Annotated in this window: 20 protein-coding genes; 11 read left to right on the forward strand and 9 right to left on the reverse strand. The window is 47.7% G+C overall.

What is annotated here, in order from left to right:
• Positions 1-22: 22 nt before the first annotated feature.
• The gene (locus ACYVF1_RS28990) at positions 23-274 is read right to left on the reverse strand and encodes a hypothetical protein (RefSeq protein ID WP_461085617.1); all 252 of its coding nucleotides are present in this window, start codon (positions 272-274) and stop codon (positions 23-25) included.
• Positions 275-1,142: 868 nt separating this feature from the next.
• Here ACYVF1_RS28990 and ACYVF1_RS28995 point away from each other — a divergent pair.
• Together ACYVF1_RS28995 and ACYVF1_RS29000 are read left to right on the forward strand one after the other, a co-directional pair.
• The gene (locus tag ACYVF1_RS28995) at positions 1,143-1,619 is read left to right on the forward strand and encodes a helix-turn-helix domain-containing protein (RefSeq protein WP_461085618.1); all 477 of its coding nucleotides are present in this window, start codon (positions 1,143-1,145) and stop codon (positions 1,617-1,619) included.
• Positions 1,620-1,741: 122 nt separating this feature from the next.
• Positions 1,742-2,002 carry a transposase gene (locus ACYVF1_RS29000; RefSeq protein WP_461085620.1) on the forward strand — a complete coding sequence of 87 codons (261 nt, stop codon included), beginning with the start codon at positions 1,742-1,744 and terminating at the stop codon, positions 2,000-2,002.
• Between the two features lie 119 nt (positions 2,003-2,121).
• Here the strand turns inward: ACYVF1_RS29000 and ACYVF1_RS29005 are convergent, their stop codons facing one another.
• The gene (locus tag ACYVF1_RS29005; protein ID WP_461085906.1) at positions 2,122-2,286 is read right to left on the reverse strand and encodes a hypothetical protein; all 165 of its coding nucleotides are present in this window, start codon (positions 2,284-2,286) and stop codon (positions 2,122-2,124) included.
• Here ACYVF1_RS29005 and ACYVF1_RS29010 point away from each other — a divergent pair.
• Positions 2,225-2,512, forward strand: coding sequence for a hypothetical protein (locus tag ACYVF1_RS29010; RefSeq protein ID WP_461085622.1), 288 nt, complete (start codon positions 2,225-2,227; stop codon positions 2,510-2,512). The two genes, ACYVF1_RS29005 and ACYVF1_RS29010, sit on opposite strands and share 62 nt — an antisense overlap.
• Before the next feature lie 170 nt (positions 2,513-2,682).
• Entirely contained in the window at positions 2,683-2,832 is a 150-nt protein-coding gene (locus ACYVF1_RS29015) for an integrase core domain-containing protein (RefSeq protein WP_461085624.1), read from the forward strand.
• A 679-nt stretch (positions 2,833-3,511) separates the two neighbouring features.
• On the opposite strand, the gene ACYVF1_RS29020 is transcribed toward ACYVF1_RS29015, so the two are convergent.
• From ACYVF1_RS29020 to ACYVF1_RS29030, 3 genes are all read right to left on the reverse strand, one after another.
• Entirely contained in the window at positions 3,512-3,943 is a 432-nt protein-coding gene (locus ACYVF1_RS29020) for an energy transducer TonB (protein ID WP_461085626.1), read from the reverse strand.
• Positions 3,944-4,261: 318 nt separating this feature from the next.
• Positions 4,262-4,873, reverse strand: a complete 612-nt coding sequence (locus ACYVF1_RS29025; protein WP_461085628.1) for a hypothetical protein — start codon at positions 4,871-4,873, stop codon at positions 4,262-4,264.
• A 201-nt stretch (positions 4,874-5,074) separates the two neighbouring features.
• On the reverse strand, positions 5,075-6,592 hold the full coding sequence (locus tag ACYVF1_RS29030; protein WP_461085630.1) for a hypothetical protein: 1,518 nt from the start codon (positions 6,590-6,592) through the stop codon (positions 5,075-5,077).
• A gap of 338 nt (positions 6,593-6,930) precedes the next feature.
• Here ACYVF1_RS29030 and ACYVF1_RS29035 point away from each other — a divergent pair, with 338 nt between their 5' ends.
• The 3 genes from ACYVF1_RS29035 (at position 6,931) to ACYVF1_RS29045 (ending at position 12,095) form a co-directional block, all read left to right on the forward strand.
• Positions 6,931-7,572 carry a response regulator gene (locus ACYVF1_RS29035; RefSeq protein ID WP_461085632.1) on the forward strand — a complete coding sequence of 214 codons (642 nt, stop codon included), beginning with the start codon at positions 6,931-6,933 and terminating at the stop codon, positions 7,570-7,572.
• Between the two features lie 68 nt (positions 7,573-7,640).
• A complete protein-coding gene (locus tag ACYVF1_RS29040; RefSeq protein ID WP_461085634.1) occupies positions 7,641-11,075 on the forward strand; it encodes a sensor histidine kinase in 3,435 nt (1,144 codons plus the stop codon).
• A 180-nt stretch (positions 11,076-11,255) separates the two neighbouring features.
• Positions 11,256-12,095 carry a Fic family protein gene (locus ACYVF1_RS29045; protein WP_461085636.1) on the forward strand — a complete coding sequence of 280 codons (840 nt, stop codon included), beginning with the start codon at positions 11,256-11,258 and terminating at the stop codon, positions 12,093-12,095.
• 175 nt (positions 12,096-12,270) lie between these two features.
• Here the strand turns inward: ACYVF1_RS29045 and ACYVF1_RS29050 are convergent, their stop codons facing one another.
• A complete protein-coding gene (locus ACYVF1_RS29050; RefSeq protein ID WP_461085638.1) occupies positions 12,271-13,764 on the reverse strand; it encodes a serine hydrolase domain-containing protein in 1,494 nt (497 codons plus the stop codon).
• 561 nt (positions 13,765-14,325) lie between these two features.
• Here ACYVF1_RS29050 and ACYVF1_RS29055 point away from each other — a divergent pair.
• Both ACYVF1_RS29055 and ACYVF1_RS29060 read left to right on the forward strand, forming a co-directional pair.
• On the forward strand, positions 14,326-15,111 hold the full coding sequence (locus tag ACYVF1_RS29055) for a helix-turn-helix transcriptional regulator (protein WP_461085640.1): 786 nt from the start codon (positions 14,326-14,328) through the stop codon (positions 15,109-15,111).
• 64 nt (positions 15,112-15,175) lie between these two features.
• Complete coding sequence (locus tag ACYVF1_RS29060) at positions 15,176-16,354, forward strand: aspartyl protease family protein (RefSeq protein ID WP_461085642.1); 1,179 nt, start codon at positions 15,176-15,178, stop codon at positions 16,352-16,354.
• Between the two features lie 255 nt (positions 16,355-16,609).
• On the opposite strand, the gene ACYVF1_RS29065 is transcribed toward ACYVF1_RS29060, so the two are convergent.
• Positions 16,610-17,266, reverse strand: coding sequence for a recombinase family protein (locus tag ACYVF1_RS29065; protein WP_461085644.1), 657 nt, complete (start codon positions 17,264-17,266; stop codon positions 16,610-16,612).
• 408 nt (positions 17,267-17,674) lie between these two features.
• Here ACYVF1_RS29065 and ACYVF1_RS29070 point away from each other — a divergent pair, with 408 nt between their 5' ends.
• Positions 17,675-18,355, forward strand: coding sequence for a VOC family protein (locus tag ACYVF1_RS29070; protein ID WP_461085646.1), 681 nt, complete (start codon positions 17,675-17,677; stop codon positions 18,353-18,355).
• Positions 18,356-18,584: 229 nt separating this feature from the next.
• A complete protein-coding gene (locus ACYVF1_RS29075; RefSeq protein WP_461085648.1) occupies positions 18,585-19,094 on the forward strand; it encodes an SgcJ/EcaC family oxidoreductase in 510 nt (169 codons plus the stop codon).
• Positions 19,095-19,497: 403 nt separating this feature from the next.
• Here ACYVF1_RS29075 and ACYVF1_RS29080 read toward each other — a convergent pair whose 3' ends face one another.
• Positions 19,498-20,607, reverse strand: a complete 1,110-nt coding sequence (locus ACYVF1_RS29080) for a hypothetical protein (protein ID WP_461085650.1) — start codon at positions 20,605-20,607, stop codon at positions 19,498-19,500.
• A gap of 305 nt (positions 20,608-20,912) precedes the next feature.
• The gene (locus tag ACYVF1_RS29085; RefSeq protein WP_461085652.1) at positions 20,913-21,500 is read right to left on the reverse strand and encodes a hypothetical protein; all 588 of its coding nucleotides are present in this window, start codon (positions 21,498-21,500) and stop codon (positions 20,913-20,915) included.
• Between the last annotated feature and the right edge of the window lie 80 nt (positions 21,501-21,580).

The raw sequence follows: 21,580 nt of genomic DNA on the forward strand, positions 1-21,580 counted from the left end.
TGGACTTGCCTTACCTATCCGTTTAGTCCGCTTCAGGTAGTGACATCAGGTATCGACCAGCTTCCATATAAGCACGCATCAGATGCCGATAGAAGTAAATACGGTCTCGGCCAATAAAAAAGGCCCGTTCATTTCTATGAGAACACGTAAAGAATAAGCCATTGGGGAAATGGCCCGAACCAACGCCATTAAACTGATTCAGGGCCGGTGAAAGAAGCTTTAAGTCAGGCTGATTGAGTGCGTCCGCCCGAAGAACAAAGGCGGATTGACGCATGACATCCAATAAAGTGGTGATGTCCTGAGAGGGGTCATGAGCGCTGACCTCATCTATGAAGTTAATGCGCTTGCCAGCCAGGGAAGCCTGCCGGACTAAATCGCTTACGGCCCTGATTAACTCAATCCAGCAGACCTGACTTTGCTAAGTAAAGGGGCTCCCAGAGGTAAAATCCTGAGACTGGAGCAGTTGGCTGATCTGACTAAGATGGTCAGTGAGCTGCTGCTGGGTCCACAGGGCATCGGGATAGTCATTCATGATAAACGACATTTGACTGCCGGTAAGCAAGCACTCAGCAAAGCTGTTGATAGTTAAACACCGTTTTTCTGAAAATGGTTACCCATTTATTTAATGTTTGTCGAAACGTGTATTGGGATAGCTGACACATTTAGGGTATATTCGCCACCAAAGGCAGTTAAAAGGTTGTATATTAATATATTGCCGGAAAATGTATGCTTTTAACTTTCGTTCGTTTTAGAGAGCAAATAACTTTGGTGTTTAGGCACGCGTAAAAGCATATAATTTTGATGCTATTATGGCAAAAAATACCTTTTGAGGAATATCCGTTACGAAAGGTAGCTTTGAGTAGTGAAATTGAGCCGTTTTGTAAGCCATTTAGCCAAAACGGTGAATTTGCTCCTTAGTACAGCTAGTTAAATCTGTATAACCATCTAATTATTAGATAATTATAGGCTTCACGTGGCGGATATATCCCAACTGTGTTAGCTACCCCTAAGAGTGGTCTGAAAGTCAAATTCAGCGGTACGTATTACCAGAGTGACAAACAGCTAGGATTTGTTGCGGGTGACAAGAATTTTTACTTATCGCTTAGTACACTGTAAACTAAGTTATTTAGTATTTCAGGGGTATGACCAAGCGACATCTTACTCTAACCCAGGATCACCAGACTTATTTGCGCCAACTGCTGGCCAAAGGTAGTTTGCCTGTTAAAACATTCAAGCGGGCTACCGCTTTGCTGGAACTCCATCAGGGCAAGACCTACCAGATGGTGGCTCAAACACTGAATACAAACTGCAACACGCTCGCAGCCTGGGCTGCTAAATACCAGACCGAACAATTAAGGTTCCTGACCGATAAACCCCGTAGTGGACGACCCATACTCATTGAGGGTAGTCAACGCGCCCAACTAACGGCATTAGCCTGTGAACAGGCTCCGGCTGGACACAGCCAGTGGTCGTTACGCTTATTGGCTCGTAAAGCCGTCGAACTGGGATATTGTGAACATCTGTCCCACACTCACTTGGGTGATATTCTCAAAAAAACGAGCTCAAGCCCCATCTTAAACGCCAGTGGTGCATCGGTCAGATGGACTTGCTACATTTGACTGGAGACTTTTTTTAGACAGATTTGGGGCACTAACTCCAATTTGACGATGATTAAACGACCGCAACGGCGGACCGTGTGTGTATGACGAAGCCTTCAAGGGAATGGCAGTCGAGTTGTCATATGCAAAAGGATCAATTCAGGATGCTGCCGCTTCGGCGGTCCGACCGTGAATTAGGGATTGATCCTGGTCGAATCCGTAAATGGCGGCAACGGCATCAAAAAAGCGACCAAAACCAACCTACTAATACCACTCTTTCTGACGAGCAGCAACAGATTCGAAGGTTACAACGGGAACTGAGAGAAGCTCAGATGGAACGCGATATTTTAAAAAAGGCAGTCAGCATCTTCTCCAGGGGCGACGGGAAATATTCCGATTTATAGAGGAACATGCTAACGAATTTCCCGTTGAGAGGATGTGTAAAATGTTGAATGTGAGCAGTAGTGGCTATTATTACTGGCGTAAGCACCCAGTTGGTAGCAGACAACTGAACCAGGATCAGTTAATGAGTCATATCCGGCGGGTTCATACCCAGAGCCAATGCCGCTACGGTACCGGGCTGGCGTTCCAGTCCCCGAATTGCGGATGAACTCCGTGAGCAGGGCGTGAAAGCATCACGCAACCGCATTGCCAGACTCATGCAGAAGTCGGGTATTCGTAGCATCATGTATAAAAAATACCGGGCACAAACTACCAATTCGAATCATGACTACCCAGTAGCTAAAAACCTGCTAAACAGGGAATTTACAGCTGATAAGCCAGGGAAAAAGTGGGTGTCCGACATCACGGCACGGGCCGCCCCGCTATATCGCCACCGGCGAAGGCTGGCTATACCTGACAGTGATTTTGGATTTAGCGGATCGGAAAGTGGTTGGCTGGGCCCTGAGTGCTAGTTTGAAAGCAGTTGACACGAGTATAGCGGCCTGGCGTATGGCTCTCAAAAACAGACCAATAGTCGGCAATTTGGTCTTTCATCGCTCCGGCGACCCGGTCAGATCGTGGCGTTCAGTATGCCTGTACTGACTTTCGGGATGAGTTGAAAGGCTTGCCTGTTGAACAAAGTATGAGCCGGAAGGGCAACTGCTGGGACAACGCTGTAGCGGAAAGTTTTTTCAAGACACTCAAGAGTGAGTTGGTCAACCATGCTCACTTTGAAACACGAGCAGTAGCCCGGTTAGCTACGTTCGACAGGGCCGCCTGTGCGGTACATTGAAGGTTGGTATAACCGCCGGCGGAAACATTCAGTGCTGGGCTACCGCACTCCCTGTGAACAGGAATCTTATTTTTTCACTTCCTCAATGGCAGCTTAGAAAAAATCTCCACTATACTATTGCAAGTCTAAACCAGCCTTAGGCAGTCTGGTGGACTATTATGGGCTGCGAAAGATTAATGTACGAGGCAAAGCTGGGGCTCACAAGGTGATGCTGATGGCAGCCGTTGCCTTCAACCTGAAGAAGTACATGAAGTTCACTACCAAGTCTACTGTCAGCCAAGCCCTAGCTCTAAAAGTGGAGTGGTCATTGGCTTGTCAAGACAATTTTCTGGGCTTTGCCGTGCTTTTTCTCAACTGAGATAAGACGACGAGATCAGAAAAGCCATTAGCTTTTTCAGACAGTGAACAATCGACGTAAAAAGCGGAGTTGTGCAACAGCCACGCTGCCTTTTCTGAACGCACACCTCCCTACCACTACTAAACGAGCGGTCAAGAAGCTAATTTCGAAAATAACTAGGACAATAATTTGTAGGATTACCATTTCTCAGGTAAGTATAGATCGGTGAAGTGGGCGGTAAAAACTTCATCGATCTTTACTTAACCCAGACCAAAAGGCTTCAAAACTGAAGCTAAGAGAGACTTGCTGAAGGCGGTACGCTCCGGGCTATATCCCTTTGCCTCAGCGTTCACTAAAGTTAATGGGTAAATTATACTTGACATTCACCGCACGACCTGCTTGCTTGCCGGGCTTCCAGGCGGGCATGCTCTGCACTAATCGTACTGCTTCCGTGGCCTCGGAGCTCCCCTGACGAATCAACGCCATTGGCTCTTCAATCGCCCCCTGATCCGTGACCGTAAAACTAATAAACACTTTACCGGTCAGCTTGTGGCTCGAGGTGTCCTTTACTTGGCGCACCTTGGCTTTCATATATGACTCATAGGCTTTCATGCCACCTACAAATTCGGGGGGCTGTTCGACCACCGTAAATAGCTCGCGCTCGCGAGCTGACTCGGTTTGTGCCTGAGCTTGGCTTAGTAAGGTACTCAGTAATACAGTCAGCAGCGTATAGGCAGCCAGGTGACTTCGATGAAAAATTGAGTTGGTGTTCATGGGTAAAGATTTAGCGATCAATGGAAAGACAAGAGTAGGGTAAATTCAGCTTAGTTTAACAAGTAGAACTACGGATTATGAGCTATGTAGCTCTTCTAAAACCGTCTACTTGTTGATTGAGCCGCGGTGGCCGGTCAGAATGCCGCACCACCGCCGGAGCGGGCCCTCTGGACAGCTAGTAAAATCACTGTCTCTTAAAAACGCTCCCATGTGAGACGAAGGAGTTATCAACTATCTGCCTTATAATTTGGGCGCTTCTTGAACTGTTGAACTAATAAGGATTATTGAAATAGTTATGAAGAATCCTGATTTCCAGAATTAGCGGGACAATTTTATAAAAGTACATTCTCCGTTTCTGATTTTAAAATACCCTTTCCATGTCAGCGGTGATGGCCCTTCCGACTGGGCTTGGTAATAGTATTCGCCTTCTTGCTCAAATACCCAAGCTGTTTCCTCCCCAGTACATACAGGTTGCTCAGTCAAGTAGGCGCGTCTTATTGTTCCAATATACTGCTTTGACTCCTTGATATACACCGTGATGGCACCTTTATCTGCTACCGTTGTATAGAAAGTCGCCTGTCCCTCATTAGCCAGCCCTTCAATCGGTATCTCGTTTATAGTCGTATCACTATGAACACCATCTGAGACGAATAACCACATATATTCAGATCCGTTTTTTCTATATCTGTATCTTACTTTCGTCGCACCTCCATCAAAATCCCGAATACGTTCACCAAATAGGGTCAGCCATTCAGCTTCTTTATAATGTTTGGAGGTGTTAGTATATTCAATTACCTTTTCAGCAGGTGTTGACCGAATTGTTTCGTAAGTGAAACTGGCTTCCGGTCGCAATGGATCGGGCGCATCTTTATGACAAGCCAGTACGAAAAGAGGGAGAGCTAAAAAGTAAAAGAATAGATTTTGTTTCATATTGGAACCACGCTTTCAATTTGCATTTTTTGAGTAATGATTTTTTGTCAATACTAGTTTCACATTCTCACGGTAACGCTCCTTTTCTATCCACACCATAATGCAGAAACGCCCATTTGGCGATTCCCCATTATGGGGTGGATAGAAACTAAAAAGCAGACGGGTAGTGCTCGTCTGCTTTTTTATGAAAGAGTGTAATTCTTATTTCTTCTCCAGCAGTTGCTTAACCAGTGCTTTCAGTTCGTCAATCTGCTGCTGACTGGTCTGGTTACCTTTCGCCAGCTCCGCAACTCTAGCTTTCAACTTCTGGTTCTCTTTCTCCTGCTTAATACTGTACAAGGTCAACTCTTCAATCTTCTCCAATAAGGTAGCATCCATTTTGGCCGGATCAATGCCGTCTTTTACCACTTGCACAGCCGAAGGTACATTGGGTAAATGACCATGCCGCTGGATATGGGTTTCGATCTCGGCTAGTGATTTAAGCGCATAGCCCTTTGCAAACACCTTATCACTCCACTGATTTACGTTGTCAATACGGAGCTGGTGGCGGGCCAGCACCGTTTCGCCCTCCTCGTTGACGGTCAGAAACTGGTCGGTCATCCCGTTCCGTAGAGTAGGATTGAGCAGGTGGGTGAATTTGATGGTGCCGCTATTTTGCAGGCGAATGACTCCCCGCACGTCGAGGGGGAACTGGGGGTTGTTGGTGCCGATGCCTACGGCCACGCTGGTGTTGGCGGGGTCGCCCAGGACGATGGCGTTGCTGCGGGCCACCGTGGCGTTGGCCCCGATGGCGACCGTGTTTTGGAGGGTACCGCTGGTGGGTTGGGTGTTGAAGCCCAGCATGGTGTTGTTGCTGCCGGTGGTGTTGTCGAAGCCTGCCTTGATGCCGAAAAAGGCATTGTTGTCGCCCTTGCTGTTGTTACCCGCATCATTACCAAAATACGTGTTTTTCTGGCCGGTAGTGTTATTGAGGCCTGCCCCTGAGCCCACAAAGGTATTATCGCTGCCGGTGGTGTTTTTCTGGCCCGCATCGTTGCCCACAAAGGTGTTGGCGTTGCCGGTGGTATTGTTCAAACCCGCCTGATTACCCACAAAGGCATTAAAGATCCCCTCCGTGTTGTAAACCCCCGCCTGATACCCGATAAAGGCATTATTTCTGCCCGTCGTATTGCTATACCCCGCCACATAACCTATAAAGGCATTATTGTATCCACCTGTATTGCTAAACCCCGACTTAGTACCTATAAAGGCATTATTGTATCCACCCGTATTGCTATACCCCGCCTCAGTACCTATAAAGGCATTATTGTATCCACCCGTATTGCTATACCCTGCATTATTACCGATAAAGGCATTGGTGCTCCCCGTCGTATTGTTCAAACCCGCCCCTGAGCCAATAAAGGAGTTATTGGTTCCACTTATGTTTTTCTGGCCCGCATTAATGCCTAAAAAGGTGTTGTAGTTCCCCTGTTTGTTACTCTTTCCCGTCCCAATTCCCACAAAGATGTTCCCCTGGCCTGTCGTATTTGATTGGCCGGCCTGATAGCCCACAAAGGTGTTATCGGTACCTGTCATGGTGGTATTACCCGCCTGAACACCTGTGATGACATTCCGAGCGCCTGGTGTGGCCGATACCGGTGAGGTGGCAATGTAGTTGTCTTGCGCCCGTAGGGGGCGGCTCAGCAGCAGGGTGAGCAGAAGGCTGTACAGTACTTTCATGGCTGATCCGGGTTTTTGGGGTTTGAATGGGGGCAAAGAACCGGTTGGCTTATGAGAAAACCAGGCCGGTTTGAGCTGGTAAACATATTCATCCTTCGAACGCTGGGCAATCACCCGGCCGGGTGATTTTTGACGCGAAAATACCTCTAAAAATCACCCGGCCGGGTGATTGTATCTATACATATTAATGCTTACTTTGGCCGCGTTTCAGGCTAAAAAAACGGCTGGTGGGGCCTGGCCAACTGATTTTTCAACCACGCTCCGTAACTATAAAATCACCCGGCCGGGTGATTGCGTACCGTAATCCTGCTACTGAGCTTTGCGTAAATACCCCGCTTATGAAAAAGACCCGAATCGGCCTCATCGAAGACAATAAAATCATCCGGGACAGTGTCTCCCGGTTTATCGGCTTTCATGAAGAGTTTGACATAGTAACCGTTCAGGGTTCGGTCGAGTCTTTCTTTTACAACCTACAGGTCAACCCGAATTTGGCCGTGGATATTCTACTGCTGGATATTGGCCTGCCGGGTATGTCGGGGCTGGATGCCCTACCTCTACTTTTCGACCAAATGCCCGATGTCGACGTCGTGATGCTGACGACGTATGAAGAGGAGGACGTCATACTCAGGGCGTTGTGTTCGGGTGCCTGTTCCTATATTTCCAAAAAAGCCAGCCTGCCCGAAATTGTCGATGCGCTACGTATCGTGGTGCAGGGCGGTTCCTACATGTCGCCATCGATTGCCCGCGAAATCGTCAACCACCTCATGGGCGGACGTATCAGCAAGGCCACCATCCTGACCGATCGCCAAAAGGAAATTCTGGGAATGCTGGTCGACGGAAAAAGTTACACGACCATTTCCGAACAGTTGTTTGTGTCGGTCGAGACGGTCCGTTCGCACGTAAAGAAATTGTACAAAGTGCTCCAGGTCAATAACAAGACCGAGGCTATCACCAAGTACATGAAAGGACAAATTGGCTGAGTCAACGTATTGATTATCTTTGACAAAACGCGGTTTGCGCGGCCTCCACACTCTAGTTGTTTTGTCGTTTGAAATCCCTTCCTTTCGTTACGTTCTGGATCGTTCTGCATCTGCTGTCTTCCTGTAGACCGCAACCGAAACCTGTCGATGGGCCGCTTCAGGCTCCCAACGTAGTAGAAGCTAATGGGCGGGTCGTTCCCAAAGACAGCATTCAGTTACCCATTCAGATTCCGGTACGTTCGCCAAAGGTGGTGAAAGCCGGAAAGCCGAAGATTGTTATCCTAAAAGCAGAAGGGTATTCATCGACGCTGCCACCTCAAGTGCCTGTCGGCAATCCTACCGTTTGCATCGCGGGCCAGCAAGGCTATTCCCTCCCGAAGCGAGTAACGGCACGTGAACGCACCCTTCTGGCCGGTATTCCCGAAAAAATCCTATCTAAAGCCCCAGCTTCCAAAGACCATAATCCCAAAAACATCACTACGTTCGGGCTAGAACATGGACTGAAAAACCTTAATATTTCGGAAGTCGTGCAGGATACATTCGGCAATCTCTGGATCGCAACGGGGTTTGGAGGGGTCGCCCGATACGACGGCAAATCGTTTACAAATTACACCGAGCGAGAAGGTTTAGCCAATAATACGGTCCTAAATATCCTCAAAGATCGGCACGGGAATTTATGGTTCGGAACGCAGTTAGGAGCTTCCAGATTTGACGGGAAGTCGTTTACGAACTATACGGTTAATAATGGACTGCCGGCCAATATCGTGAATGAAATCATTGAAGATAAACGGGGGTACATCTGGTTTGCTACGTATGGAGGCATCACTCGTCTTGATCCCCGAAAGAACGTATTCACGCACTTCACCGTCGACCAGGGCTTACCGTTTAACCTGGCCAACCGAATTTTTGAAGACAGCCATGGAACGATCTGGATTGGTACGTATCAACACGGCCTGTCGAGCCTGACCGTCGATTATTCGACGGCTCAGGAGACGTATACGTTTAAAAATTACACCAAAAAAGAAGGCCTGCCAGGTGACAATGTGCTGGCTATTGCGGAAGCTCACGACGGCAGTCTCTGGTTTGGTACCGACGAAGGAATTGGGCATTACACGCCGGCTAGCGATAAACAGAAGGCCTTTTTTCGGCATTTCACTACGCAGAATGGACTACCTGACAATACAGTTACGTCCATATTGATCGACAAACAAAGGCGGGTGCTGATCGCCACCGAAAATAATGTAGCTATTTATGAATCGTCTGCTATAGACCGCACAAACCGGTTTACCTACCTTACCGAATCCGATGGCCTGCCGTTTCATAGTGTGATATCGTTGTTTGACGATGCGACTGGCAATATCTGGGTAGGAACCGAACGAGGACTATCTAAATATAGCTTCAATGCCTTTACGTTGCTCACCGCAAACGACGGTATTCCAGACAGGATTATTAATGCGATTACGGAAGATCGAAACGGAAACATCTGGCTGGGAACGTATGGAGGGGGCGTCGTCAAATACCAGCGTCCTGGGCAAAACCGGGATGGTACGATTACGAATTACACCGTGCAGGATGGCCTTAGCGACAACGTGGTGTATGCGCTTCACGAAGACAAAAAAGGGAATATCTGGATGGGGACCCGCGGTGGAGGATTAACAATGTTCACTCCCTCGCCAGACGGAGGAACATTTACGCAGTATACCGAGCAACAGGGGTTGCTGTCCAACTTTGTCGTATCCATTCTGGAAGACCGAAGCGGAGCTATGTGGTTCAGTCATTTAAGCAAAACCGTGGGGGGCGTCAGCAAATTTGATGGAAAAACCTTTACCAATTTTACCAAAGCGCAGGGCTTGAATAGTCGGGATTTCTGGTCGATTGCGCAGGATCAGCGGGGTAATTTCTGGTTTGGGTCCTGGGGCGAAGGATTCACCAAGTACGAACCGGCAGCCGAGGGACAGAAAGGTGTGTTCACTCATTTTGATAAAAGAGCCGGGCTTAGCAATGAGAAAATTCGCCCGATCTGGGCCGATGCGCACGGGGCTGTCTGGTTCGGAACCATTGGCGGTGGCGTCAACAAATACGAAGAAGGTCTGGCTGGAAAGCCCGCTCAGTTTACCCATTACACGGAACGGGAAGGGCTCAGTAATAACGATGTCCGCTCAATTCTGGAAGACCGAAATGGAAATATTTGGTTGGGTAATTATTATGGGATCAGTAAGTTTTCGCCAAACGAAACCGGGTCTGGCCAGACCGGGCCAGGCAAATCGTTTGTCAGCTTTACGCAGGAAGATGGCCTTCTGGGAATCGGCTGCATGACGAATTCAATCTGTGAAGACAGAACGGGAAAAATCTGGATCGGTACGTTAAAAAATCTAACCGTTTTCGATCCGGCCCTGATTCGCCCTGATACGTCCTTACCTACTGTTCAACTGACCGATATTAAACTGTTTGACGAACAAACGACCTGGCGAACAGATACCAGCTTCCTGCTACGAAATGGGATACGGGTAGGCGGTTTCGGCTTCAAAAACCTGTCTAATTGGTACGCTATTCCACAACAACTGAGTCTGCCCTACAACAATAACTTCATTACGTTCGATTTTGTCGGTATCAACACCAATACGCCCCAGAGGGTACGTTACCAGTATCGGTTAGAAGGGTTGGAAGACAACTGGAGTGCTACCACGAGCCGCTCCGAAGCGGTTTATGGTAATTTAAGTCCCGGCAGCTACGTATTTAGCGTTAAGGCACGTAACGGCGAAGGGCGGTGGGGCAACGTAATGAGCTATGCGTTTACGATACGTCCGCCCTGGTGGACAACGTGGTGGGCTTATGGGCTGTATGGACTGTTGGCAGCCGCCATTATTTACGCCTGGATTCAGTACCGAGTACGGCAGGGCATCGAAAAAATCAAAGCGCAGGAAGCCATCCGTATCAACATCTCCAGCGACCTGCATGATGACGTGGGTTCTATTTTATCCGGACTGGCCATGCAATCGCAGCTGATGGCGCTAACGGCGCGGGAGGAGCAGAAAGAACTACTGGGCGAAATCAGTGCCATGAGTCACGACGCCATGGAACGAATGCGCGACACGGTCTGGGCCATCGATTCGCGCAAAGACAAATACGAAAACCTGATCGACCGGATGCGGGCTTTTGCCGAACGAAATTTGAATCAGCAAGGCATAACCCACGATTTCGACATTGCTATTGACGACGCCCGGAAGTTTATCGATCCGCATAAACGCCAGAACATCTACCTGATTTTTAAGGAGGCCATTACCAATATCTGCAAACATTCGGATGCCACGCACGTAACAATGGCTTTTGGCGAATCTAACCGGCACCTGTATTTGCTCATCCACGACAATGGTGCCCGCAAAAAGAAAGCGAATTCCGACGGAATTGGTCTGTCAAATATACAGATGCGGGCTACGCGAATCGGTGGTGAGTTGCGCGTCACGTATGAAAATGGTTTTAAGGTAGAACTCACGCTGACCTAGGAACAAATAGTAGTTGTCCGCTTAAATTGTGCTGAACACGCCCTCATCCCATGGATTGACTTTCCGTATTCGTGATTTTTCATTCTCACAATACCCTGGTTTTAGAGGACCTGCGCGCCCGAGTCAGCATCTTTCGTATCTTTGAGTAACTCGTCTCGCTCAATCGCCTGATCGTTCACCATGGCTCAGACCACACCCCCTACCGCGCCTACATTGCCTGAATTAATTAAGCAATACCAAGGGCTCACCACCGGCGTGATTAACTTCGAGCTGTATAACCAAATGGTGCATACCCATCATTCGACCGCTATCGAAGGCTCTACCCTGAGTCTGCTGGAAACACAGACCTTGTTGGAAAAAGGGCTTACGGCGGGGGGCAAGCCGCTAGAACACCATTTGATGGTTATTGACCATCAGGCCGCTCAACAACTGGTCCTCGACTGGGCCACTCAACACGAGCCCCTGAACCGGGACCGTCTGCAGGCCATTGCTGCAGCGGTCATGCGCCAAACGGGTGGGCCAACAAACACCCTATTAGGCACCTTCGATTCGAGTCTGGGTCAATTCCGCACGGTTAGCGCCATGGCTGGTAGCCGTATGTTTTTAGATGCTAAGAAGGTGCCGGCGGCCGTTGATACCTTGCTCAAAGAAATGAACACGCTGTTACCTGCTGCTAAAACAATCCGGCAGGTCTATGACCTTTCCTTCCAGGTGCATTTTCAGTTAGTCAGCATTCACCCCTTTGGCGACGGCAACGGGCGCACGTCTCGGCTGCTGATGAATTATGTTCAGCAGTATCATGGCCTGCCCTTAAGCTTAGTCTATGCCCAGGATCGAACGGCTTATATTACTGCCTTAGAAGAGTCCCGTCGGCAAGAATCAACCAAACCGATGTCGGATTTTATGTACGGTCAGCTCAGCCAATTTCTTACCCAAGAGATTGCCCGGTTAGGCAAGCCACAAGTTCCTAAGCTGGGGGACGTATTGAAAAATAAAGGGGGACTAACTTTACTTTTTTAGTGAATTATTGGCAAACCACTTCTCTTTATAACCGTTTCAGCGTAAGCCAATCTACCGCTCATCTAACTACGTCATAAATGGGGCGTTTCAAGAACCTAAAATTTGCTAGGGACTTAGGCCCGTCTCCTTTTCCTGATTCCCAAACGCCCTGTCTCTTAAGGGATAATAATACCAGCTACTGTCGCTGGACGGGAACCGCTTCCATCAGTAGGGTAAAAGCTTTTTTCATGCCCCGGCCTAAAAAACGTTCCCCTTTGTAGTGACCCAGCCGAACTACGACCAACTCATGAGTAGGAAGGATATGGATGTATTGACCACCCGCTCCGCTCATGTAATACGTTCCTTTGGGCATGAAAGGTAGAGCCTCCCCATAAATCGCAAAAAAACCACCATACATGGAGCGTCCATCGGCGACCCAGGCCGGAGCCAGCGTACTGACAAACTTCACAAACCCTTCCGCCAGCAGCCGCTCGCCATTCCAGACCCCGTCCTGCAGGTACAGATTGCCAATCCGTGCCCAGTCACGGGCCGAGGAAAGTTCGTAGCCCTGCGTGAGAAAATTGCCATAAGGGTCGGTTTCCAGTACCATGGTGCGTACCCCAATCTTGTCAAATAAGGCCCGTTGCGGAAAGCTGTGGTAAGGCTGTTTCAACCGCTCGATGCCTAGACGGTTGAGGTAGTTGATCAACACCACATCACTATTGCGATAGCGACCCACCGTATTGGGCGCCCACTGCTGAGGCAAACTAGCCGCATACTCGAATGAATTGACCCCACCAGTATACAGATATAGATGGTCGGGATAGCCTAGGGAGGGGTTATAATCCGGATCTTGGGGCGCCCGACACCGTAAGCCACTCGACATGTTCAGCAGATTCCGGATACGGATCTGTTGTCGGGGATCGCCTTTGGCTTGCCATTGGGGAATGGGAGCTGGCTGATCCAGGGTATAGATCCCTCGCTGCATCAGAACGCCCATCAAGGTAGCACTCAAACTTTTGCCCGTCGACCAGCTTTCCAGGGGCGTATCTTTAGTGATGCCCTCCCCGTAGCCTTCAGCAATGATGCGTCCTTTGTAGGTGACCACAAAGGCGGCTGTCTGGGCTTGAGGATCTTCAAAAACGGCCTTCAAAGCCTGAGCTACTTTAGCCGTATCCAGTTCGGCTGGCAGGGGCGTGGAGGGTAGCACATCACCCATAGGCCAGGGGGTTTTAGCTGGATCGGGGAGATTACGGCTTACCTTGACGGGATTGAAAGAAAGCGTTTTTTTGCCTTCAGCTAGACAGACGCATCCCTGATCACCCGTATAGATGGCTGTGCGCACGACACCGTTTGGCAGGGTGATTGAGACGGATTTTCGCTGGTAGTCCACCACCGGCTTGCTTACCAGGGCGCGGGCTTCGTAGGGACTAGTGAAATAGCCAACATTCTCGGCGGCAAACTCGGGTTTGAGTCCGGTGATGAAGACGGCTGAACACATGATTTTGGCGTATCCAGCCGTCTGGTGGGACAGCGAATCACCTGGAGGAGCCAGATAAGGAGGCTGGTTTTTGAGTTGAAGTTCGAGTCCCCGGCGTATCAATTGATCTTGGGGGTTGGGCTTGTTCTGGGCATGGGTAGCCAGGTGTAAGCTAAGTAGTAGAGCTAAAGGCAGGTAAAATTTAGTCACTAGCTGAGGGATTGGGTTAATTGAAGAGGAAGTAAATCAGAACCAAAGGGAACGATGGTTTCAAAAATAAAATAAAAGAAATTATGGTTCTATCTGTTTTGAGACAAAACCTATCAAGTATGAGACAAGTAACGGTGGGTAAGGCGTGGAAATGTAGAGCCCACTAACAATCTCCAGACCAATCTCATTAAAAGCTCCCACATGAGACGAAGCAGCATTCATATATCTGCCTTAAAATTGGGGCGTTTGGAGAGACCTTTTTTTCGGACAAATGCTGTACGGTTTTGGACAAATAATCAACCGAAATACATATAATCGACTCATTGTCAGTGCTATATTTTGATGGCACAAATTTTGTCAATGGATATTGAGGTTGGCCAATGGCCAGTATTATGAAAAAATCCTTGTTTTCACTGCTTTTCCATTCGGGTAAATTGAGGTAAAATAAGCATGAGCTGGATCAGGCGATGAGCGCTTTTGAGAAGGCCATTGCCTAGGTTGCTAAACATGAAAAGGCAAAATCAAAGCTGCAGCGCATAAAGGCTAAGGAAGAATAATGATATGTCAAAGATTTTAACCGATGGGGAATCCTCTGGGATAGTGAAAACCAGTTTTATGCACAGCGGGCTGATCGCCAGTGCTGTTCATTATTCGCCCTATGGATGCGATACCACGGTACACGCCCATCGCGACGCACATTTCAGCTTGGTCTTGAAAGGGGGAAGCAGCGAAAGGCTTGGCCAAAAGTATTACCAGCGGTTGCCAGGGGACATTCATTTTTACCGGTCGGGGGAACTGCACCAGACCATTCCCAAAGCCCTTTCTACCCATATCAACCTGGAACTGGACGAATCTTTTCTTCACCGGTTCGGTCTGACAGAAGAGGACATGAAAGGGGCTACGCGCAATCCAGCCCAGATGCGGGTCAGTTTGCTAAAGATCTATACTGAACTATCTGCACATGAGCCCTATGTCAGCTCGGCGGTTCAGCTGATGCTGGGGAGCACAACTACAAGTGGTAAGCGGGGAAAGACCCCGTCCTGGGTAGTTGCCATCAAGGTACTGCTTGAGGACCGTTGGAGCGAGTGGCCATCTTTGGCTGAACTTTCGGCTGAGGTCTCGGTGCACCCGGTCACGATTTCCCGATTTTTCCCGGTTTATTTCAACTGCACCCTAGGGGAGTATTTAAGGCGGCTAAAGATCGGCCGTAGTATTGGTTTGTTGTGCGATCCTTCGCATACCCTTTGTACAGTTGCTCATGCCTGCGGATTTGCTGATCAGAGCCACTTTATCCGCACCTTTAAGGCCTATACCGGGGTGCTGCCCAAACAGGTGCGTTTGCTTTAGGCTAATATTGTTCTATTTGTGTATGTTCTGGACCGGTAAGTTTGCCCAAAAATTTCAAACTTACATGAAAAATCAAAGAGCATATAGCCGTTTCGCTTCGATGATCCCATGGCTGATGGGTCTTTTTATCGGTCCTTTAGGTAGTTTTGCCCAAACCTTGCCGGTGATCCGCGCCAGCTCCAAGACCGTTACGGTCATTGACGGTACGCATCTAAAAAAGGACTATTGGTACATAATGCCCGAGCGGAAACCGGATTTTTATTACGTTGAATTTCCGGAGAATGCGCACCAGGTACGCTTCATCACCGACCAGGATTCGATTTCCTTTGATGTGCGTTTTGGCAAAGAATATGATTTTGTAATTTTATTGAATGGCCAGGACAGTTGCTATACTCGGATCCGCTCCGTCTATCGCAATAAGTCCAGTTATAAGCGGCTGGCTGTCCCTGCCAATCCTGCTGCCGATACGCTGGAGTTCTCGGTGGGGGATAACGATAAGATCTATCTTCAAGGGCTGGTCAACGGGACCAAAGTCCTGAATTTTCAGTTCGATCTGGGTGCTATGCCGCAAATCGTTAAAAAGAGCAGTGGCGTGAAGGCGAAGATGACATTCGATGATTCGGATGTGCTCACCAACAGCAAAGGTACCCATCGTATGCCAGCCAGTACGGGCAATACACTTAAAATTGGGAATTTGCAGTGGGAGGGAGTAAGGTTTACTACCGCCGATAACCTTCGGGGCAAGGACGATGGTCTCTTGGGTAACCTGTTCGGGGATAAGGTCATTGAGATCATCTATGACCAGAAAAAAATGGTCATCCATGACCAGCTGCCTGCCCTAGGTCCGGGGTACATCAAGCATGCGATGTTTCTGGAATATGGGATTGTTCCGTTCATCAAAGCGGAAGCAGTGGTGGATAAGGTGAGCTATTCGGACTGGTTCATGTACGACACGGGGCATATGGGGAACGCAGGGGTAGCGGATTGGTTTGTTAGCAAGATCGGACTGGGGCAGGTAAAAAAAAGAAAACAGGGTTCTCACCTGACGGTCGATCTGCCGGTATTGCAAGTGAGCGGTACGCGTTTTGAGAATGTACCTGTCTTTGTGGATAGGGCGGCTCCTGGGACCGGCCATCAAAAGCTCGGCATAAAGATACTTAAGTATTATAATGTGATCATCGATAATCGAGGGGGGTTTATTTACATGCAGCCCAATGCGCTGATGGCCACCCGGTCGAAGTAGCCATTTAGGCCGTTGGGACGAGCTGGTAGATTTTTCATTAACAGCTGGAAAGGCTGTAACCATGGCTTCGGTCATTTTTTGTTCGGCCTAATTGGTGCAAAGACTCTTCTTATCCGACTCTAGATGGAGATTCATTTGATTACTGGACTTGCTACCTTTTACTGGACGCGGTCCCCGGGACAAAAAGCTAAGTAACATTTGTCTGAAAAAGCAATAAGTCTAATCTCACAAAATGCTCTAAAAATGAGATGGTAATCACGCGTTACTGATGACTAATCGTTTCAGCAGTGCATGTACATTAGTTACGTGCCAGCTCTGCCCATTGCGGCGATACGTGGGCACGCCTTGCCGATTCAGTTCATCACGGATACTGCGCACAGTTGTAATGCCCTGCTGTTGAATGGCGTTGATGGTCGGCCGCATCAGCTCAGCGAAAGCGTGGGCCGCTTCCTGGTTCTCCTTGGCTCGCTCGGCACCGGTCACGCCTAGCTTCTTCCCCCGCCGTTTGGCGGCCTGTAGCGCGTCCCTGGTGCGGATGCTGATCTGTTCCCGCTCATGCTCGGCAAAAGCCGCCAGTAGATGCACCATCAGCTTGTTGGCATACGGATTATCAACCGCCTTGAAATCGACCTTGCTCTCATACAGCCCACTAATGAAATGGACATTGCGCGATAGTCGATCGAGCTTGGCGATGATCAGTGTCGCTTTCTCTTTGCGGCATTGCGCCAGGGCAGCCAATAGCTGCGGACGCTGATTTTTCTTCCCGCTTTCGTTTTCGGTGAAGTGGTTAATGACCTGATAGCCCTCGCGCTGAACAAACAGACGGACGGCTTCTTCCTGGGCTTCCAGCCCCAGGCCGCTTTTGCCCTGACGGTCGGTAGAGACCCGATAATAGGCGATGGCTGGTTTCATAATGGCAATATAGCCGTATTTTGTTACTATGTGAACCAATATTCATATAGTAACAAACAAACTAGCACATACAAATAGACGAACATCTGCTTATCAACTAGGTCCTAGATTCGTTATTTTGAAAATAGTATTTTACCAATATAGTTATTATTTTAAATGTAACCAACAGTAATATTTAAAATTTACACTTTTTATAGTTAGCATTCAGCGTTAGTAACCCTTCCTTGTACACTTCTGGCATTTAAATCAAGGAACCCAATATTTTTATAAGCAAGGATAAGCGTTCATATGGAGAGGGTTTACTGAGATTAAGTCAACAATCATTTACTGACTGACTGATTGGCTACCTATATTGTCGTACTTTACTTTCCAAAGAATGAAAAGTGTAATTGGTGGCCATTCCCTACGATGGAATTAGATCATATTTTTATATTTACACATCGGGCACAACAGGTCGCCAGCTCATTACAAGTCTTTGGCTTGAGTGAAGGCACAGCCAATGTCCATCCCGGCCAAGGAACAGCTTGTCGGCGCTTCTTTTTTCAGAATGCGTACATAGAATTAGCCTGGGTAATTAATATAGATGAAATTAAAAACCCGGTGATCGAACGAACCAAACTATGGGAACGATCACAATATAGCCTAACCCATTTTTGTCCATTTGGCCTTTGTTTCCGAACCAACCAGCAACCTGAACAGGCTATTAACCTAATTTTTGAGGATGGCTGGCGATATCATTCCATTTATTTACCTGAAGGCCAATTTGCCAACATTGCTTCAAATGAGGATTTTCCCGCTGAGCCTATGCTCTTTGAGATGCCATTTTTTGGTCTGGCTCCCCATGACTACCCGGTAGAAAAGCAGCAACCTTTGACGCATGCAACGGGATTCCAGCAACTGACCAAAGTAAGCTTAACACTCCCCTCGCCAAACAACGACTTTTCTGTGGCACTCAGAAAGGTTCTTCAGGAAGGTACGATTCAAGTATCAGTTGGCGAGACTTATTCAGCAACTTTAGAATTTGATGATGGTAGGCAAGGTGAATTGAAGGACTTTAATCCGTTGATTCCGTTACGGATTACCTGGTAGCCAGCCACAGAGCTGCTTCATAAACAACGGTTCCCTAGTTAGAAGTACTCACATTGCTGTCCGTTGCTACACGGATCGGTAGAGGCACCCACGAGTCTGTGCAACGACTTGGCTATTTTTTAATGCCGCCGGTCAGAATTTCCTGTTTATCAACCGATAACTAAAGAAGGATAGGTAAGGGGCATTCCATTTGCTAGCTTACAAGTTGTTTTATATAAAGCCAATAATCATGAAAATACATTCAGTGATCAAGAGTGCCTTGGTTTTTACCCTGATCCTTGCTTCGTCAAGGCTTCATGCCCAAAACGCGACGGATTCAGTGTCCATTCAAGCCATCCTTCAGCAAGAAGATCAGGCGTGGAATAAGGGCGATGCCTCAGCTTACTCCCAACCATTTTCCGCTGATGGCACCTTTACCAATATCGGAGGTATGTTCTTCAGAGGGCATAAAGCCTTTTTAGACCAGCACGATGTGATTTTCAAAAGCTTCTTTAAGAATACGGTCCTCAAACAAAAAATCGTATCCCTCAAATTTGTCCGCTCCGATGTCGCCCTTTTAGAAACCTTATGTCAGGTATCGGGCTTTGCCAAAGAAGGTTTACCTGCCAGACTTCAGCTAGACGCCAAGGGGCAACTCAATACCCGTTTATTACAGGTATTGGCTAAGGAGACAGGCGGTTGGAAAGTTGTTTCCTACCACAACGTGGATGTAAAACCAGGAACGCCTATTCCTGAATGAATGGCATAGCCACTCCCTGCATGCTAGTTGTGCTTGTAGGGAGTGACTATGCCGGAATCAACTTCAACTGTTAACAGACAAGAGTCTCGCCACTACATACAATGATATTTGGGTTGGATTGCCCCATAGAACCTATATCATTGGTAAGGCTAGTTTTCAAAACTAGAGGTGTAAAGTTGGGATTGGAACAGTCCATAAAGTATGATATACAGGATTTCATCTGAAATGTTGACTCACTAAACTCAAAATCATTCACTATCTCGCAAAACGCCCGAATTACAGATACGCAAATTTCTTTTTGTCTCAGGCAGGAGGGTTATATGAGAAAGGGATGCACTTCCCATATTTACATACTAGCGGGTTGAGTTTTGCGACGCGCATCCTTTCGCTTGTGATCTGCCTATTATAATGGCGAGGACGGAATAGTAGCCCCCAACACCTTCATCATCTGTATTCGTTGGGAGTAACCGAATACATCATTGATGGATTGACTGGCAGATTTAGAAGTATTTTTCCGCACTATCCGATCTAAATCGTCAAAAAACGCTTCGCTAAAGTTGGGAAACTGACTTTTACTGCTGGCCTCGCCAAACAAGGTTTGTTTAAATTGGTAAAAAAAGTCAGGCGCGTAGGAAGTGCTTTTCCATGAGGGCTTTGTTGGGTAACCAGTTACTACATACTCTTTAAAAGATTTAAACAAGAATTTCCCTTCGGGTAATAAACCCCGATTAGTATTGGCACCTAGCAAACCCAGAGCCGCGCCTGGCCCGCCGTTGAGTAACAGCATGGCTTCACGGTTCATATGTTCCCGGTAAGGGTTACCTGCCTCGGCTAAACTGGGCTCATCCTGCACCATCAGCGCGTGCATGGCTCCATTGATGTAATGAAGTGTACCTTCTTCAAAAGTGCTGTTACCATCCTTATCAGGCGACTCGTGTGCATGTAAAACTTCATGTGGAAGTTCAGCTCCCAAACCAATGTCAGCAGTGATCGCATTATTAAACGTTATAGTATATTGTCCATTTGCGGATATATTTGTTTCAGCAAAAACACCGTCTGGAAGTGTACCCCGTGTGACTAACTTAAAAAGTGGCAATCCAGTAGAGGTTTTGCCGGTTAGAAGCCTGTTGATCACCTCCTGCCCAGCTTTGTATCTACTGATGGCCGCCATACCCGCCCTCACTTCAGGGTCAGGCATCAGTTTGACTACCTGCACATCGGCGTAGAGCCGTAAAGCTTCGGCCTGTTGAGCAGGGTCTTTGATGAAGGCTTTTAGTTTAGCTTCTCCTTCGGATACCGTGATGCGCTTGACGGGACCGGGAAAAGTCAGGCCGCTGCCATAATCATTAGGAAATCGGTCTTTCAGCGCAATTGAGAAAGGGCGTAGCGTCAATGTCGCTGAATCTTTTTGGGCCTGGGAGTAGCTGGGAGAAACAGGATCATCTTTTTTAGAGCAGGAAACCAGTAGGCTTATCAGTGAACAAAATAAAAGGGTGCGGAAAAGTAGGAACATGTATCAAGTATGATTTTAAAGGTATGAATAGCTAAAACTACTAAAAAGTCCGATAATAGTATAAATCAATGGAGCATTACGGTTTAGCATTAGCCCGTTGATTTCTGGTAGGTTACTGCTGGAGCACCTCAGCCTCTTTAATCTCTTATTAGTCACCGTCTTTTTAAACGCCCTATTTCTGAGATGGAGATAGTGATTGTCTCTGAAAAGACAATCTAAATAAGATGAAATCTCAAAATGTTATCTCACGAATCAAATTCAAAATCTCACATTTTAGTTGAGTTTATGAATCAATGGGCATTACTTTAAAACCGCTCCTCTAGCTGATGGGCTTCTTTCAATAAATAGCGCCGAGTTTCCTGATCTTTCTCAATGGCCAATCGTTGCTGAATGGCTATGTAGCGGTCTTTACAGGTTTTGAATAAATCCGTTGAAATCAGCTCGACTAACCACTGACTAAAATCCTGTAGTTCGGCTTGCTGCTGCGAATAGGGAAACTGATCGGTAAAGCTTTCCTGAGCCAGATTGGACCACTCGTATTTAGCGATGGGCGGGGCTGGATTGCCTAGAAATTTATCCAAGATATACGTATTCGAACAGAAGGTTTGCCAGGCCTTACTCCTGGCTTGGTCAAATTTACCGGCTTTGAAGAGCAGTACTGTCCATTCAAACAGAAAATCGGGTAAGCCAATGTCATCAGGAAATGTTTTGGCGAACCATCGGGTATACGTTACTCCCCCTTTATAATCGCCTAGCTGAAGATAATACCGAGTGGGTAAATAGCGCAATCCTCGGGAGTCATCATAGCCACCAAACTTTCGTTTTTCGGCAGCTAAAGCTCGTTTGATATCAGCAATCTTTTTCTCCAGCCGTTGAATTTGCTTCGGTGTCATTCCTAGAAGGTGAAGTAATAATGGAAATATAAGCTCAAAGACTAGCTGGCAAGGTTAGCTATATACCCTAGCCAGACACA

The sequence above is a fragment of the Spirosoma flavus genome, from assembly GCF_054778555.1.

Excerpts from the sequence above, each read along its gene's own strand:
- ACYVF1_RS28990 (WP_461085617.1), bottom strand. The coding sequence starts at position 274 with ATGCGTCAATCCGCCTTTGTTCTTCGGGCGGACGCACTCAATCAGCCT.
- ACYVF1_RS28995 (WP_461085618.1), top strand. The coding sequence starts at position 1,143 with ATGACCAAGCGACATCTTACTCTAACCCAGGATCACCAGACTTATTTG.
- ACYVF1_RS29000 (WP_461085620.1), top strand. The coding sequence starts at position 1,742 with ATGCAAAAGGATCAATTCAGGATGCTGCCGCTTCGGCGGTCCGACCGT.
- ACYVF1_RS29005 (WP_461085906.1), bottom strand. The coding sequence starts at position 2,286 with ATGATGCTACGAATACCCGACTTCTGCATGAGTCTGGCAATGCGGTTG.
- ACYVF1_RS29015 (WP_461085624.1), top strand. The coding sequence starts at position 2,683 with ATGAGCCGGAAGGGCAACTGCTGGGACAACGCTGTAGCGGAAAGTTTT.
- ACYVF1_RS29020 (WP_461085626.1), bottom strand. The coding sequence starts at position 3,943 with ATGAACACCAACTCAATTTTTCATCGAAGTCACCTGGCTGCCTATACG.
- ACYVF1_RS29025 (WP_461085628.1), bottom strand. The coding sequence starts at position 4,873 with ATGAAACAAAATCTATTCTTTTACTTTTTAGCTCTCCCTCTTTTCGTA.
- ACYVF1_RS29030 (WP_461085630.1), bottom strand. The coding sequence starts at position 6,592 with ATGAAAGTACTGTACAGCCTTCTGCTCACCCTGCTGCTGAGCCGCCCC.
- ACYVF1_RS29035 (WP_461085632.1), top strand. The coding sequence starts at position 6,931 with ATGAAAAAGACCCGAATCGGCCTCATCGAAGACAATAAAATCATCCGG.
- ACYVF1_RS29045 (WP_461085636.1), top strand. The coding sequence starts at position 11,256 with ATGGCTCAGACCACACCCCCTACCGCGCCTACATTGCCTGAATTAATT.
- ACYVF1_RS29055 (WP_461085640.1), top strand. The coding sequence starts at position 14,326 with ATGTCAAAGATTTTAACCGATGGGGAATCCTCTGGGATAGTGAAAACC.
- ACYVF1_RS29060 (WP_461085642.1), top strand. The coding sequence starts at position 15,176 with ATGAAAAATCAAAGAGCATATAGCCGTTTCGCTTCGATGATCCCATGG.
- ACYVF1_RS29065 (WP_461085644.1), bottom strand. The coding sequence starts at position 17,266 with ATGAAACCAGCCATCGCCTATTATCGGGTCTCTACCGACCGTCAGGGC.
- ACYVF1_RS29070 (WP_461085646.1), top strand. The coding sequence starts at position 17,675 with ATGGAATTAGATCATATTTTTATATTTACACATCGGGCACAACAGGTC.
- ACYVF1_RS29075 (WP_461085648.1), top strand. The coding sequence starts at position 18,585 with ATGAAAATACATTCAGTGATCAAGAGTGCCTTGGTTTTTACCCTGATC.
- ACYVF1_RS29080 (WP_461085650.1), bottom strand. The coding sequence starts at position 20,607 with ATGTTCCTACTTTTCCGCACCCTTTTATTTTGTTCACTGATAAGCCTA.
- ACYVF1_RS29085 (WP_461085652.1), bottom strand. The coding sequence starts at position 21,500 with ATGACACCGAAGCAAATTCAACGGCTGGAGAAAAAGATTGCTGATATC.